This window comes from Paractinoplanes polyasparticus, from assembly GCF_019710575.1.
Lineage (GTDB): Bacteria > Actinomycetota > Actinomycetes > Mycobacteriales > Micromonosporaceae > Actinoplanes > Actinoplanes polyasparticus.
The window spans coordinates 282444-296459 of the sequence record NZ_JAHWFK010000001.1 but is presented as its reverse complement, the minus strand read 5'-3'; the positions used below and the strand labels follow the sequence as shown (position 1 = coordinate 296459).

The 14016-nt window shown below is 72.4% G+C and carries 8 protein-coding genes; 3 read left to right on the top strand and 5 right to left on the bottom strand.

Translation table 11 applies throughout. From position 1 onward, the window contains the following. Positions 1-33 precede the first annotated feature (33 nt). A complete protein-coding gene (locus KXC43_RS01370; RefSeq protein WP_221373997.1) occupies positions 34-5478 on the top strand; it encodes an ATP-binding protein in 5445 nt (1814 codons plus the stop codon). A gap of 219 nt (positions 5479-5697) precedes the next feature. On the opposite strand, the gene KXC43_RS01365 is transcribed toward KXC43_RS01370, so the two are convergent. Then, positions 5698-7089, bottom strand: a complete 1392-nt coding sequence (locus tag KXC43_RS01365; RefSeq protein WP_221373996.1) for a serine hydrolase domain-containing protein — start codon at positions 7087-7089, stop codon at positions 5698-5700. A gap of 9 nt (positions 7090-7098) precedes the next feature. After that, complete coding sequence (dacB, locus tag KXC43_RS01360; RefSeq protein ID WP_221373995.1) at positions 7099-8697, bottom strand: D-alanyl-D-alanine carboxypeptidase/D-alanyl-D-alanine endopeptidase; 1599 nt, start codon at positions 8695-8697, stop codon at positions 7099-7101. A gap of 214 nt (positions 8698-8911) precedes the next feature. Between dacB and KXC43_RS01355 the strand changes: the two genes are divergently transcribed. Beyond that, the gene (locus tag KXC43_RS01355) at positions 8912-9988 is read left to right on the top strand and encodes a PQQ-dependent sugar dehydrogenase (RefSeq protein ID WP_255643300.1); all 1077 of its coding nucleotides are present in this window, start codon (positions 8912-8914) and stop codon (positions 9986-9988) included. Between the two features lie 167 nt (positions 9989-10155). Here KXC43_RS01355 and KXC43_RS01350 read toward each other — a convergent pair whose 3' ends face one another. Beyond that, positions 10156-10605 carry a PH domain-containing protein gene (locus tag KXC43_RS01350; protein WP_221373994.1) on the bottom strand — a complete coding sequence of 150 codons (450 nt, stop codon included), beginning with the start codon at positions 10603-10605 and terminating at the stop codon, positions 10156-10158. 24 nt (positions 10606-10629) lie between these two features. Further along, entirely contained in the window at positions 10630-11277 is a 648-nt protein-coding gene (locus KXC43_RS01345; RefSeq protein ID WP_308128918.1) for an HAD family hydrolase, read from the bottom strand. 78 nt (positions 11278-11355) lie between these two features. Between KXC43_RS01345 and KXC43_RS01340 the strand changes: the two genes are divergently transcribed. Then, complete coding sequence (locus tag KXC43_RS01340; RefSeq protein ID WP_255643299.1) at positions 11356-12522, top strand: RtcB family protein; 1167 nt, start codon at positions 11356-11358, stop codon at positions 12520-12522. On the opposite strand, the gene KXC43_RS01335 is transcribed toward KXC43_RS01340, so the two are convergent. Then, positions 12503-14014, bottom strand: coding sequence for a GGDEF domain-containing protein (locus KXC43_RS01335; protein WP_221373992.1), 1512 nt, complete (start codon positions 14012-14014; stop codon positions 12503-12505). The genes KXC43_RS01340 and KXC43_RS01335 overlap by 20 nt on opposite strands. Between the last annotated feature and the right edge of the window lie 2 nt (positions 14015-14016).

The window sequence follows — 14016 nt, the reverse complement described above, 5'->3', positions numbered from 1 at the left end:
GAAGCTTTTTGGCAGAGGTAGGGGCCCGTTCGAGTGTTCAGTCGTATCGCCATCGTCAACCGTGGTGAAGCCGCCATGCGTCTCATCCACGCCGTCCGTGAGCTGGCCGCGGAGACCGGCGCCCCGATCGAGACGGTGGCGCTGTTCACCGACGTCGATCGGGGCTCCACCTTCGTCCGCGAGGCCGACATCGCGTACGACCTGGGTCCGGCCGCTTCCCGTCCGTACCTCGACCTCAAGACGCTCGAACGGGCGCTGATCGACTCGGGCGCCGACGCCGCCTGGGTCGGCTGGGGTTTCGTCGCCGAAGATCCCGCGTTCGCCGAGCTGTGCGAGCGAATCGGGATCACGTTCGTCGGGCCCAGCCCCGAGGCGATGCGCAAGCTCGGCGACAAGATCGGCGCGAAGCTGATCGCCGAGGAGGTCGGCGTCCCCGTCGCGCCGTGGAGCCGCGGCTCGGTCGAGACGCTCGAGGCCGCGCTGGCCGCCGCCGAGACGATCGGCTACCCGCTGATGCTCAAGGCGACCGCCGGTGGTGGCGGCCGCGGCATCCGCGTCGTGCGCGACCCCGACCAGCTGGCCGACGCCTACGAGCGCACCAGCCAGGAGGCGGCCCGCGCCTTCGGCAGCGGCATCGTGTTCCTGGAACGCCTGGTCACCGGCGCCCGGCACGTCGAGGTGCAGGTCATCGCCGACGGCGAGGGCACGGCGTGGGCGCTGGGCGTGCGCGACTGCTCGGTCCAGCGCCGCAACCAGAAGGTCATCGAGGAGTCGGCGTCGCCGGTGCTGCCGGCGGCGCGAGTGGCGGAGCTGAAGGCGTCGGCCGAGCGGCTGGCGGTCGCGGTGGGTTACCGCGGAGCGGCCACGGTCGAGTTCCTCTACCACCCCGGCGACGATCTGCTGGCCTTCCTCGAGGTCAACACCCGGCTCCAGGTGGAACACCCGATCACCGAGTCGACCACCGGGTTCGACCTGGTCAAGGCCCAGCTGCACGTCGCCTCGGGCGGGCGCCTGACCGGCTCGCCGCCGGCCGAGCGCGGGCACGCCATCGAGGCCCGGCTCAACGCCGAGGACCCCGACCGCGACTTCGCACCGTCACCGGGCCGCATCGCGCGCCTCGACCTGCCGGCCGGTCCGGGCATCCGGGTCGACACCGGCGTCAGCGAGGGCGACACCATTCCGGGCGACTTCGACTCGATGATCGCCAAGGTCATCGCGTACGGGAAAAACCGCGACGAGGCCCTGGGCCGCCTGCGCCGGGCGATGGCCGAGACGACCGTCGTCATCGAGGGCGGGGCCACCAACAAGAGCTTCGTGCTCGACCTGCTCGACCAGCCCGAGGTGATCGACGGCTCGGCCGACACCGGGTGGATCGACCGCGTACGCGGTGAGGGCCGCCTCGTCTCGCACAAGCACTCGGCCGTCGCGCTGGCCGTGGCCGCCATCGAGGCGTACGAGGAGGAAGAGCTCACCGAGAAGCAGCGCCTGCTGTCGACCGCGTTCGGCGGCCGCCCCCAGGTGCGCCACGAGAGCGGCCGTCCCCTCGACCTCAAGCTGCGCGGCGCCACCTACCGCGTCCGCGTGGCCCGGGTCGGCGCCGGTCGGTTCCGCGTCGGCATCGAGGCCGGCGCCGACCTGCGCCTGGCCGATGTCGAGCTGGAACGCTTCGACCAGCACACCGGCCGGATCACCGTCAACGGCTCCCGCAACAAGATCCTGACCGGCGCGCACGGCGCGATTCACCTGGTCGAGGTGGACGGCGTCACCCACCGGGTCAGCCGCGACGAGGGCGGCGTGCTCCGCTCGCCGATGCCCGCGCTGGTCATCGCCACCCCCCTCGCCGTCGGCGCCGAGGTCGAGTCGGGCGCGCCCGTGCTCGTGCTCGAGGCCATGAAGATGGAGGCCGTGATCCGGGCCCCGTTCAAGGCCCGCGTCAAGGAATGCCTGGTCACCGTCGGCGCCAAGGTCGACTCGGGGGCGCCGCTGCTGCGCCTGGAGCCGATCGGCGACGCCGACGCCGAACAGGACGCGGCGGCCGTGACCCACGAGATCGACCTGCCCCCCGCGCCCGCCGAGGCGTCGGCCGCCCGGCGCGCCGCCCAGGGCCAGGAAGACCTGCGCAGCCAGCTGCTCGGCTTCGACGTCGACCCGCTGGACGAACGCCGGGTGCTGGCCGACTACCTGGCCGCCGCGGCCGAGACCGGCCACCGTCCGCTGGCCGGCGAGGTCGAGCTGCTCGAGGTGTTCGCCGACCTCGCCGAGCTGAGCCGCAACCGCCCGGCCGGCGAGGAGGGCCCCGGCGACACGCACGTGCGCAGCGCCCGCGAGTACTTCCACACCTACCTGCAGAGCCTCGACGTCGAACGGGCCGGCCTCCCCGAGTCGTTCCAGGCCCGGCTGTCCAAGGCGCTCGGCCACTACGGCATCACCGAGCTCGAGCGCACGCCCGGGCTCGAGGCCGCCGTCTTCCGGATCTTCCTGGCCCAGCAGCGTGCCGCGACCGACGCCAACCTCGTCGCGACGCTGCTGCGCACCTGGCTGCGCTCCTCCCCGCCGGAGGAGACGCTGCGCGAGCCGACCGGCCTGGCCCTGGAACGGCTGATCGCGGCCACCCAGGTCCGCTACCCGGCGCTGGCCGACCTGGCCCGCGGCGTGGTCTTCTCGTGGTTCGGCCAGCCGCTGCTGCTGCGCAACCGGGCCCGCGTCTACGCCGGCGTCCGCAAGAACCTGCGCCACCTCGACCTGGAGCCGGCCGCGCCCGACCGGGCCGAGCGGATCGCCGAGATGGTCCGCAGCACCGAGCCGCTGGTGCGCCTGCTGGGCCAGCGCCTCGTGCGGCACGACCTCGACAACTCGGTCATGCTCGAGGTGCTGACGCGGCGGTACTACGGCAACAAGGGCCTCACCGGGGTCCGCACCGCCGGCCAGTTCCTCGTCGCCGAGCGGGAAGGCTCGTGGATCGCCTCCGCCGCCGTCCCGTTCGACCAGCTCGGCGAGGCGCTCGACGGCTTGGCCGCGCTGAGCGCGGACGCTGCGATCGACGCCGACATCTACCTGTCGTGGGAAGGCCAGCCGACCGATCCCGACGCGATGGCGGCCGCCCTGCACGAGGTGGTCAGCGCCCACACGCTGCCCTCGGCGGTGCGCCGGCTCACCACCACGGTCGCCGGGCGCGGCGGCGCGGTCATGCACCACCACTTCACGTGGCGGCCGTCGAGCGCCGGGTTCACCGAGGAGCGGCTGATCCGCGGCCTGCACCCGTACATCGCGCAGCGCATGCAGCTCGAACGGCTCCGCAAGTTCGACCTGACCCGCCTGCCGTCCTCGGACGAGGAGATCTACCTCTTCCGCTGTGTCGCCCGCGAGAACCCGGGTGACGACCGGCTCGTGGCGTTCGCCCAGGTGCGCGACCTGACCGAGCTGCGCGAGCACGACGGCCGCCTGGTCGCCCTGCCCACGGCGGAGGAGACGATCGCCACCTGCCTCGACTCGATCCGCCGGGCGCAGGCCCAGCGGCCGTCGGACAAGCGGTTCAGCACCAACCGGATCGTCATCTACGTGTGGCCACCGATCTCCATCACCCCCGAGGAGATGGAGATGATCGCCCGCCGCGTCCTGCCGACCAGCGTGGGCGCGGGCCTCGAGGAGATCCTGTTCATCGGCCGCTACCGTGACCCGTCGACCGGCGCCCTGGCCAAGGTCGCCGTGCGCATCTCGAACGACGCGACCGGCGCGCCCGTGCTCACCGTCGGCGAGCCCGCCGAGGAGCCGATCGAGCCGCTCGACAACTACCGCCTCAAGGTGCTGCGCGCCGCGGCTCGCAACACCGTCTACCCGTACGAGCTGACGGGTCTGCTGGGCTCGTTCGTCGAGCACGACCTGGACGCCACCAACACGCTCGTGCCGGTCGACCGGCCCAAGGGACGCAACACGGCGGCGCTCGTCGCCGGCGTGGTGACGACGAAGACCGAGCGTCACGACGAGGGCATCACCCGCGTCGTGCTGCTCGGCGACCCCACCAAGGCCCTGGGCGCGCTCTCCGAACCGGAGTGCCGCCGCGTGATCGCCGCCATCGACCTCGCCGCGTCGCTGCGGTTGCCGCTCGAATGGTGGGCGCTGTCGGCCGGCGCCCGGATCTCGATGGAGTCGGGCACCGAGAACATGGACTGGGTGGCGGCCGCGCTCAAGCGGATCGTCGAGTTCACCCAGGACGGCGGCGAGATCAACATCGTGGTCGCCGGCATCAACGTGGGCGCCCAGCCGTACTGGAACGCCGAGGCCACGATGCTCATGCACACCAAGGGCGTGCTGATCATGACGCCGGACTCGGCCATGGTGCTGACCGGCAAGCAGTCGCTCGACTTCTCCGGCGGCGTGTCGGCCGAGGACAACTTCGGCATCGGCGGCTACGACCGGGTGATGGGCCCCAACGGCCAGGCGCAGTACTGGGCGCCCAACCTGGCGGCGGCCCGCGAGGTGCTGATGGCCCACTACGACCACACGTACGTCGTACCCGGCGAGGCGGGCCCGCGGCGGGCCGCCACCACCGACCCGGTGACCCGCGACATCTCCGACTTCCCGCACGACGTGCCGGGCAGCGACTTCGCCACGGTCGGGCAGATCTTCTCGTCGGCGGCCAACCCCGACCGCAAGAAGCCGTTCGACATCCGCGTGGTGATGCGCGCCCTCGCCGACCAGGACCACGCGGTGCTGGAACGCTGGGCCGGCATGGCCGACGCCGAGACCGCGGTGGTGCAGGACGTACACCTCGGCGGCATCCCGGTGTGCCTGCTCGGCATCGAGTCGCAGTCGGTGCCGAGGCGCGGCTTCCCGCCCACCGACGGCCCCGACACCTACACGGCGGGCACGCTGTTCCCGCGCTCGTCGAAGAAGGCGGCCCGGGCGATCAACGCGGCGTCGGGCAACCGCCCGCTGGTCGTGCTGGCCAACCTGTCCGGTTTCGACGGCTCACCCGAGTCGATGCGCAAGCTGCAACTCGAGTACGGCGCCGAGATCGGCCGGGCCATCGTCAACTTCCGCGGCCCGATCATCTTCACGGTCATCAGCCGCTACCACGGCGGCGCGTTCGTGGTCTTCTCCAAGATGCTGAACCCGAACATGACCGTGCTGGCGCTCGAGGGCTCCTTCGCCTCGGTGCTGGGCGGCGCCCCCGCCGCGGCCGTCGTCTTCACCGGCGACGTGAACCGCCGCACCGCCGCCGACCCCCGGGTCAAGGAGGCCGAGGCCCGCCTGGCCGTCGCCGCGGGCGCCGAACGCAGCGCTCTGGCCGCCGAGCTGGAGGAGCTGCGCAACGCCGTTCGCACCGAGAAGCTGGGCGAGGTAGCCACGGAGTTCGACCGCGTTCACAGCATCCAGCGCGCCGTCGAGGTCGGCTCGGTGGACGCCGTCATCAAGGCCGCCGAGATGCGCCCGCGCATCATCGAGGCCATCGACGCCGCCCTGCGCCGCCAGAGCTGACGCCACCCGCCACGGAGCCGTCGTCCCGCCCAGCGGGCGACGGCTCCGCGGCGTTTCCGCCGCCGGCTGCCGGCTCTCCGTGCTGTGGCGGGCCTGCGTGCTGTGGCGGGCCGGTGTGCTGTGCCGGGCGGGTGTGCTGTGCCGGGCGGGTGTGCTGTGCCGGGCCGGTGTGCTGTGCCGGGCCCGTGTGCTGTGGCGGGCCCGCGTGTTGTGGCGGGCCTACGCGCTTGCCGGGCTGCCCGCGCGCCAGCCGGGCTCGTCGACGCCGCCGGGGATGACGGCGGCCGGGTCGTAGGGCCGGCGGGTGAAGACGAACGTGCCCAGGTCGAGATGCGTCACGGCGCCACTCTCGTCGCGTCGCAGCCGCAGGGATTCACCCGCGAAGTAGCCGCTCTGGCCGACCCACGTGCCGTCGGCCGCGGGCCGCAGGCGGGTTCCACGGTCGCCGCCGGCCAGCGAGCCCAGTTCCAGCCAGCCGTCGGCCAGGGGGCGCAGGCCGTACGCAGCCGGACCCCAATACCAGGGGCCGGCCAGATCGAGCAGTGCGCGGTCGACCTGAGGCAGCGGCTGCCACGGGGCGGGAATGCGGGGCTCGCGGTCGGCGACCAGCTCGAGCAGGTCGGCCGTGAAGCCGCCGATGGGGATGCCGGCCGTGGTGTTGGCCAGAGCGACCACGCCCAGCCCGTCGTCGTGGCTCACCCACACGGTGGCCAGGAAGCCGGGGACCGAGCCCGTGTGGCCCGCGAGCAGCCTGTCGCCGCGGCGCAGCAGTTGGGTGCCGAGGCCGTAGTTCGACTGCCACGAGCTCACCTCGGGCGCAGAGGCAGGAGCGCGCATCTCCGCCAGGCTGTCTGCTCGCAGCACCCGCTCGTCGCCGGCCAGCAGGAACGCGGCGAAACGGGCCAGGTCGTCTGCCGTGGACCACAGCTCGCCGGCCGGGCCCATCGCTCCGTAGTCCTGGATCGGCTCGGGCAGCAGCACGTCGGCCCAGGGGTGCACGGCCCAGCCCTCGGCGTGCGGAGCGGCCGGATGCGGGCCGGTGCGGGTCATGCCCAGCGGCGCCAGCACCTCGGCCGCCAGCACCTCCGTCCACGGTTTGCCGCGCAGCTGTGCGACGAGCGCGCCGAGCAGCGCGAAGCCGGGATTCGAGTAATGGAAGCGCCGGCCCGGCGGGTGCACCAGGGGATCGTCGAGCAGCACGTCAGCCACCTCGGGGCGCAGCGAGCCGGGGCTGCGCTCCCACCACGGACCCGGCGGCTCGGCGGCCAGGCCCGCGGTGTGCGACAGCAGCGAGCCGATGGTGGCCTCGCCGACCGCCGTGCCGGGCAGGTGCCGGTCGAGCGGGTCGGCGAGCGTCAGGCGGCCCTCGTCGCGCAGGCGCAGCACCAGCAGCGTCACGAACGTCTTGGTGATCGAGCCGATGCGGTATTGCACGTCGCCGCCCGGGGGCGAGCCGTCGACGCTGCCCCAGCCCTCGAGCCACACCGGGCGGCCGTCGCGCACGACGGCGGCCACCAGGGAGGGCGCCCGCGCCGAAACCTGGGTGGTGGCCAGGCGGTGGCGCAGCGCGCGGGTGGTCTCGGGCAACAGATCCGGCGAGGTCGATGGCATGCCGCGAAACTACAGGGACGGGCCGACAGTTTCCGGGGCCTGTGGATAACCGGCGAGGGCAACCGCGATCCGGTCGAGCACGGGCGTGACCGAGGGTGACAGCTGGTTGTTGACGATCGCCGAGAACACGAGCGGACGGTGGCCCGGCGTCGTGACGTATCCGGACAGAGCCGAGGCGCCGGTGAGCGTTCCGGTCTTGGCGCGCACGGCGCCGGCGGCGACGGTGCCCCGCATCCGGTTGCGCAGCGTGCCGCCGATCATCGGGTCGGGATCGCCCGCCACCGGCAGGGCCGCGAACCAGATCGGGAACCACGGCTCGGCCCGCACCGCGACCAGGAACCGGGCGAACGCGCCGGGCGGCACGAGGTTGCGCCGGGACAGCCCGGACCCGTCGACCTGCCGCATCGTGGCGGTGTCGACGCCGAGCCGGCCCAGATAGGCGGCCATCGCGTTGGTGCCCGCGGGCCACGAGCCGGCCCCGGCCGCCTTGCGCCCGATCGCCTTGACGAGCAGCTCCGACATGCCGTTGTTGGACAGCTTGAGCAGCGGTGCGACGAGATCCCGCAGCGGCGGTCCGAGGTGCCGCGCGAGCGTGACTGCCTCGGCCGGGGCGGTGCGGCCGGTGACGATCCGGCCCTTCACCCGTACGCCTTGACGGCGCAGCGCCTGCCGGAAGACATCGGCGGTCAGGGCTGTGGCGTCCCGGACGGTGACCGGTTCGACCACGGCGGGCGAGCCCTTCGGGATGGCGCCGGTGACCGTGAGGACGTCGGTGCCGTGGCCCCGCGTGACGGAGACGGGGGTGATGCCGTGGGCCGTGATCGCCTGGTTGACCACGGTGAGTTGTCTGCTGCGCGGGCTCACCGAAACCCGGGCCGGCCGTCTGTCCACAGGCGCCGGAGCCACCTTGACGTTCACCGTCCCGGCCAGATAGTTCTTGTCCGGCGCCATCGTCAGCGCCGAGACAGGAGCCGCCCCCGAGAACGCCTCGTCGTCCCACGCCCACTCCAGCCCCAGCCGTTGCGAGTCGAAGGAGGTGTCGTCGGCCACCACATCGCCGGTCACTTCGCGCAACCCGGACGCGGCCACGTCCCGGGCCAGCGCGTCGAGCCCGGCCGGGGTGAGCGCCGGATCGCCCTCGCCCCGCAGGTAGAGGTCGCCGGCCAACGATGCGTCCCGCCGTACGCCGAAAGCCCTGGCCTCGGTGGCGAACCGATGCCCCGGGCCGAGGATCGCCAGGGCCGCGGCCGAGGTGAACAGCTTGGCGTTCGACGCGGGCAGCAGCCGGCGCGCGCCCCCGCGATCCACGAGAGTGGCCCCCGTGCGAGCGTCGGCGACCACGACACCGACCTGTGATCCCGCCAGCACCGGATCAGCCAGGATGTCGTCGATCGCCTGCCCGATCCCAGCCGGCTCCGCAGCCGCAGCGTGCGGCCCGGCAGCGTGGGACGCGGCAGCGTGCGTCCCGGCAGCGTGGGACGCGGCAGCGTGAGCGGATGCAGGCTGCGGTGCGAGCAGCGAATCGGTGGAGGGGAGGGGGAGGGCCCCCGACAGAGCGAGACCGAGAGCCAGCGCGGCAGCCGGGACGGCGGCTCGTGAGCGAGTCATGTCTTGATCAACGAGCAGGAACCCGATCCGTGGCTTGCCCGGCGACGTATGCACGGTCAGCAGCAGGTCGCCGGCTGAAGCTCGGGCGTGACGGGAGGCTTGCGATCGGAGGAACCTGTCCGGCGCTCGGGGCGTCTGCGTAGGCACGGCTGTCTTTCGGTGGAGTTTCGCCGGGTGGCGGCAGTATGGAGATCCCGACGACGGAGGCATCATCTTGCGAGCACTCGCCGCCCTGGCCGCCACGCTGTTCGTCCTCGCCGCGTGCGGCACGTCCGAGCCGCCCGACCAACCCGCCCGGAGCCCTCAGCCCGGTGCCTCCGGGGGTGGCAGCGGCGGCGGCGCGCTCGGCGCCGCGGAGGAGATTGCGACGGGCATCGACGTGCCGTGGGGCCTGGCCTTCCTGTCCGGGGGCGACGCGTTGATCGCCGAGCGCGACTCCGGCCGCATCCTGCGGGTCACCGGTGAGGGGGAACCCCAGCCGGTGTACGAGGTTCCGGGCGTCGCCGCCTCGGGCGAGGGCGGGCTGCTGGGGATCGCTGCCCGGGGCGAGTGGGTCTACGCGTACTTCACCGCCGCCGACGACAATCGGATTGTGCGCTTCCGGCTGGGCAACGAGAGCGCGCCCGAAGTTGTGTTCGACGGCATCGCCAAGGCCGGCTTCCACAACGGCGGCCGCATCGCTTTCGGGCCGGACGGCCTGCTCTACGTCGGCACCGGGGACGCGGGGGAGACCGGCGACTCGCAGGATCCGGCCAGCCCGAACGGCAAGATTCTGCGGCTGACCCCGGAAGGGGAACCGGCGCCGGGCAACCCGACTGCCGGGTCGCCGGTCTACAGTCTCGGCCACCGCAACGTCCAGGGCCTGGCCTGGGACGGCGACGACCGCCTGTTCGCCACCGAGTTCGGGCAGAACGACCTCGACGAGGTCAACCTCATCGAGGCCGGTCGGAACTACGGCTGGCCCGAGGTCGAGGGGGAGGGCGACACCGACGGCGGCCGCTTCACGAATCCGCTGGTCACGTGGGCGACGAGCGACGCCTCGCCGTCCGGCCTGGCCATCGCGGGCGACACACTGTACGTGGCCGCTCTGCGCGGAGAACGCCTGTGGACCGTCCCGATCGAGGGTGACGGCCTGGGGACACCCGCGGCGCTCCTCACGAACGAGTACGGTCGCCTGCGTACGGTCGCGGTCGCCCCGGACGGTTCGTTGTGGCTCACGACGTCGAACACCGACGGCCGCGGCGACGTCCGTGACGGCGACGACCGGATCCTGCGCTTCGCCGCCCCGTGAAGCCGCCCCGTGAAGCCGCCCCGTGAGGCCGCCCCGTGAGGCCGCCCCGTGAGGCCGCCCCGTGAAGCCGCCCCGTGAAGCCGCCCCGTGAAGCCATCCCGTAAGGCTTTGCCCACCCCATAAAGTGGGAGGGGCCGGGTCCCCCGCCCGGCCCCTCCCGCGAAACGTCAGCCGGCCGGCTTCTCGCGGAGCGCGTCGGCGAGGGCCTGGGCGTTCTTCTTGTCGATCCGGGGGAACGTCAACGAGATCCCGTCGCCCCCGTCACCGAACGCGATGCGGATCAGGCTGACCACGCCGAGCTTGGCTTCGGCCAGCGTCACCTGGTCGCGCGGAATCTGGCCCAGCACGCCGGCGCCCGGTCCGCCCATGAATGTCTGGGGCAGGAAGATCACGCGCTCGGTGGTCACCACCACGAACTGCTTGCTGGTGGCCGAGGTGAGGAGCGCGCCCACCAACGCCCCGCCCGCTTGGTTCCTGAGTCCCATGGCGACCGTCGTGCCGGCCCGGCCGGCCGTGAACGACCCGGCCAGCGCCCGCGTCGCCGTTATCGGCCGCTCGTCCGGCTGGAGCAGAGGGGCCACCAATTCGAATGCCTTCGTCTGAAACTTCTCTCGCACAGGCGCGCACAGTACACAGGCCGCCTACGACAGTTTGCCGAGGACCGTCCCCAGTGGAGTCCCAGCCGCGCCGGCCAGCACCAGGTCGGCCGCCGCGAAGCGGGTGACGGGCGTGAACGCGTTCGGAACAGCCACACATCGCAGCCCGGCCGCCTGCGCCGCCGCGACGCCGTGCGGCGTGTCCTCGAAGGCGACCGCGCGCTCGGGCCCGATACCCAGCCGTTCGAGCGCGAGCCGGTACACCGCCGGGTCGGGCTTGTGCGCGGCCACCTCGTTCCCGCCGGCGATCACCTCGAACGCGTCGAGCAGGCCCACACGCTCCAGATTCCCGCACACCCAGTCCACGGGCGAACTGCTCGCCACGGCCAGCCGCAGCCCGGCCGCCTGTTCGATCCAGTCCCGGATCCCCGGCGCCGGCTCCAGCCCGGCATGCAACTTCTCGCGATAATCCGTACGCCGGGAATGACTGACGGCCCGGTCGTAGCTCACCCCCACGGCAGCCGCCAGACGCGCGTACCGCTGCTCGTTCACATCGCCGCCGTGGTCGGCGAAGAAGCCCTCGACGGCCAGTTCCAACCCGTGTTGCCGCCACTCGTAGCGCCAGCTCTCCAGCAGCGTCGACTCGGTGTCCATGAGCAGTCCGTCGAAATCGAAGATCAGCGCATCCGTCACCCGGGAAGCGTAAATCGGAGGCGGTGGCCGATCTTGGGCGGCTAGCGTGACGGGGCCGAACGGGAAGGAGCAGAGGTGATGGAGAAGATCAACGGGCGTCTGGTGAACTGGGCCAGTCTGCTGGAGGCGGAGACGCGAGGGCAGGCGGAGAAAGCCTCCCGGCTGCCCTTCATCTTCCCGCACATCGCTCTCATGCCCGACGCGCACCTCGGCAAGGGGGCCACGGTCGGGTCGGTGATTCCGACCCTGGGGGCGATCATTCCGGCCGCGGTGGGGGTCGACATCGGCTGCGGTATGGCGGCGGTGCGCACCCAGTATCACCGGGACGAGCTGAAGCCGGGGCTGGCGAAGCTTCGTACGGCCATCGAGAACGCCGTGCCGTTGAGCGCGGGGTCGTACAACGTGAGCGTGAGCGACACGGCGCGCAAGCGGCTGAACGAGCTGGCCGGCAAGGCGGAGAAGGCCGGGTTCGATCCCGCGCGGTACGCCGGCAACTGGGAGCTGCAGCTGGGCACGCTCGGGTCGGGCAACCACTTCATCGAGGTCACCGCGGACGAGAAGGGTCAGGTCTGGCTGTTCCTGCACTCGGGGTCGCGTGGGGTGGGCAACAAGATCGCCACGCATCACATCCGGGTGGCCCAGGCCGCCATGAAGCGGTGGTGGATCGATCTGCCCGACCCGGACCTCGCCTACCTTGCCGAGGGCACGGACGAGTTCTGGACGTACATCCGGGAGCTGCGGTGGGCCCAGGACTTCGCGCTGGCCAACCGCGACGAGATGATGGACCGCGTCGTGGACTGCTTCGCCGAGTTCGTCGGCGGGCCGGTGCGCGAGCTCGAGCGGGTGCAGTGCCACCACAACTACACCGAGCAGGAGACGCACTTCGGTAAGAAGGTGTGGCTCTCGCGCAAGGGGGCGATCAACGCCGAGAAGGGCCGGCCGGGGCTCATCCCGGGGTCGATGGGCGACGCCTCGTACGTCGTGGTCGGCAAGGGCAACCCGGTCGCCCTCAACTCGTCGCCGCACGGGGCGGGGCGGCAGCTGTCACGGTCGAAGGCTCGTAAGACCTTCACGCGGGAGCAGCTGCGGACGGCGATGAAGGGCATCGAGTACCGCGACACGGACGCGTTCCTCGACGAGATCCCGGGCGCCTACAAGCCGATCGACGTGGTCATGCAGGACGCGGACGACCTGGTCGAGGTGCGGCACACGCTGCGCCAGCTCGTCAACGTGAAGGGCGACTGACCACTCGGCCGCGGCCGGAGCTCTTCGCCTCGTACAGGCGCCGATCGGCGGCGCCGGCCAGCGCGGCCAGCTGGTCGGGGCCGCCGTGGTGCACGCCCACACTCACCGACACGGCGAGGCCGGGCGCGATGGCGGGCCACGGGTGCTCGCGTACGGCGTCGACGACCTCCTGGGCCCGCGCCTGGGTGAGGTCGGCGGTCACGTCGGCCAGCACGACCACGAACTCGTCGCCGCCGAGCCGGGCCGCGAGATCGATCGGCCGTACGAGATCACCCAGGATCTCGCCGATGGCCGCCAGCACGAGGTCGCCGACGTCGTGGCCGAACCGGTCGTTGACCGACTTGAAGTGGTCGACGTCGATCATCATGACCGCGTACCGGGAGTCACCACGATTCCCGGTCACGTACGCCTGGTAGCCGCGCCGGTTGGCCAGGCCGGTCAGGTCGTCGGTGAGGACGTCGCGGCGCAACTGCTCGTGTTCGAGGCGCCGCCGCTCGGCGTCGATGGCGTCGCGCATGGCGGCCATCCGCTCGAGGCGGTCGTTCCAGCGCAGCCGGGCCAGTTCGTCGCCGTACCGGATCGCCGCGTCGGGCGTGCCCGGCCGCCGCGCCGCGAGGCTCATCGCCAGCAGCCGGGTGTTACCGGGGGTCATCTCGGGAAACTGCTCGTGCAGGCCGTTGGCGAGTCGGGCGGCCTCGACCGGGTCGACCGCCCGGATCGCGCGGGCCAGCGTGGCCAGCGACTCGTCGACCTCGTGACCGTCCTCCGGCTCGGCGTCGGCCAGCGCCGCGAGGACGAGCCGGTGGCCGTGGTAGTGACGGATCCAGCTGGGCGGCCAGTCGTCGCCGACGACGCCGCACGAGCCGGGCAGGACCTGCCGGGCCCGGTCGGCTGTGCCCTCCCAGTCGCCGATCATGGCCTGGGCGCAGCACCAGTCCAGGGCCAGGTCGACCCGGTTGATCGCGATGACGATCTGCTGCCGGCGCGTGGTGGCGGCCCAGCGCGGGTCGGTCTCGAGCGCCTGTTCGGCCTGGTCGTGGTAGTCGACGGCGATCTCCCAGAAGCCCCACATGTGGGCGACCTGGCCGACCTCGATAAGCGCCGCCACGCGGTGCACGGCCGGCCCGTCGGCGTTGTCGAGCAGGCATACCGCCTGGTTGAACGGACTGGTGGCGCCCGCGTCGAGCCGCAGCACCCGATGGCCCGCGCCCGCTCCGAGCGCCAGCGCGAGGAGTGACGGGCTGCCGTGTTCGGTGGCGCAGCGCACCATTTCCTGCACGTGCCCGATGTAGTCCTCGCCCAGTTCCCGTACGGCGAGTGCGCGGGCGAAATGCAGCAGGACGTCGACGTCGCCCCAGCCGGCGTGGGCGATCGAGCGCGCCGCGGCGTCGACCTCGTCGGCGTTCTTCTCGCCCTGGGCGGCTTCGATCAGCGCGTACGCCTGCTCGATGGCGGCCACGTGCTCGTCGGAAAGCGTGCGTCCGGGGGACATAC

Coding starts and splice junctions, on each gene's coding strand:
- KXC43_RS01365 (WP_221373996.1), bottom strand. CDS start 7,089: ATGCCATCGACCTCGCCGGATCTGTTGCCCGAGACCACCCGCGCGCTG.
- KXC43_RS01340 (WP_255643299.1), top strand. CDS start 11,356: ATGGAGAAGATCAACGGGCGTCTGGTGAACTGGGCCAGTCTGCTGGAG.
- KXC43_RS01335 (WP_221373992.1), bottom strand. CDS start 14,014: ATGTCCCCCGGACGCACGCTTTCCGACGAGCACGTGGCCGCCATCGAG.
- dacB (WP_221373995.1), bottom strand. CDS start 8,697: ATGACTCGCTCACGAGCCGCCGTCCCGGCTGCCGCGCTGGCTCTCGGT.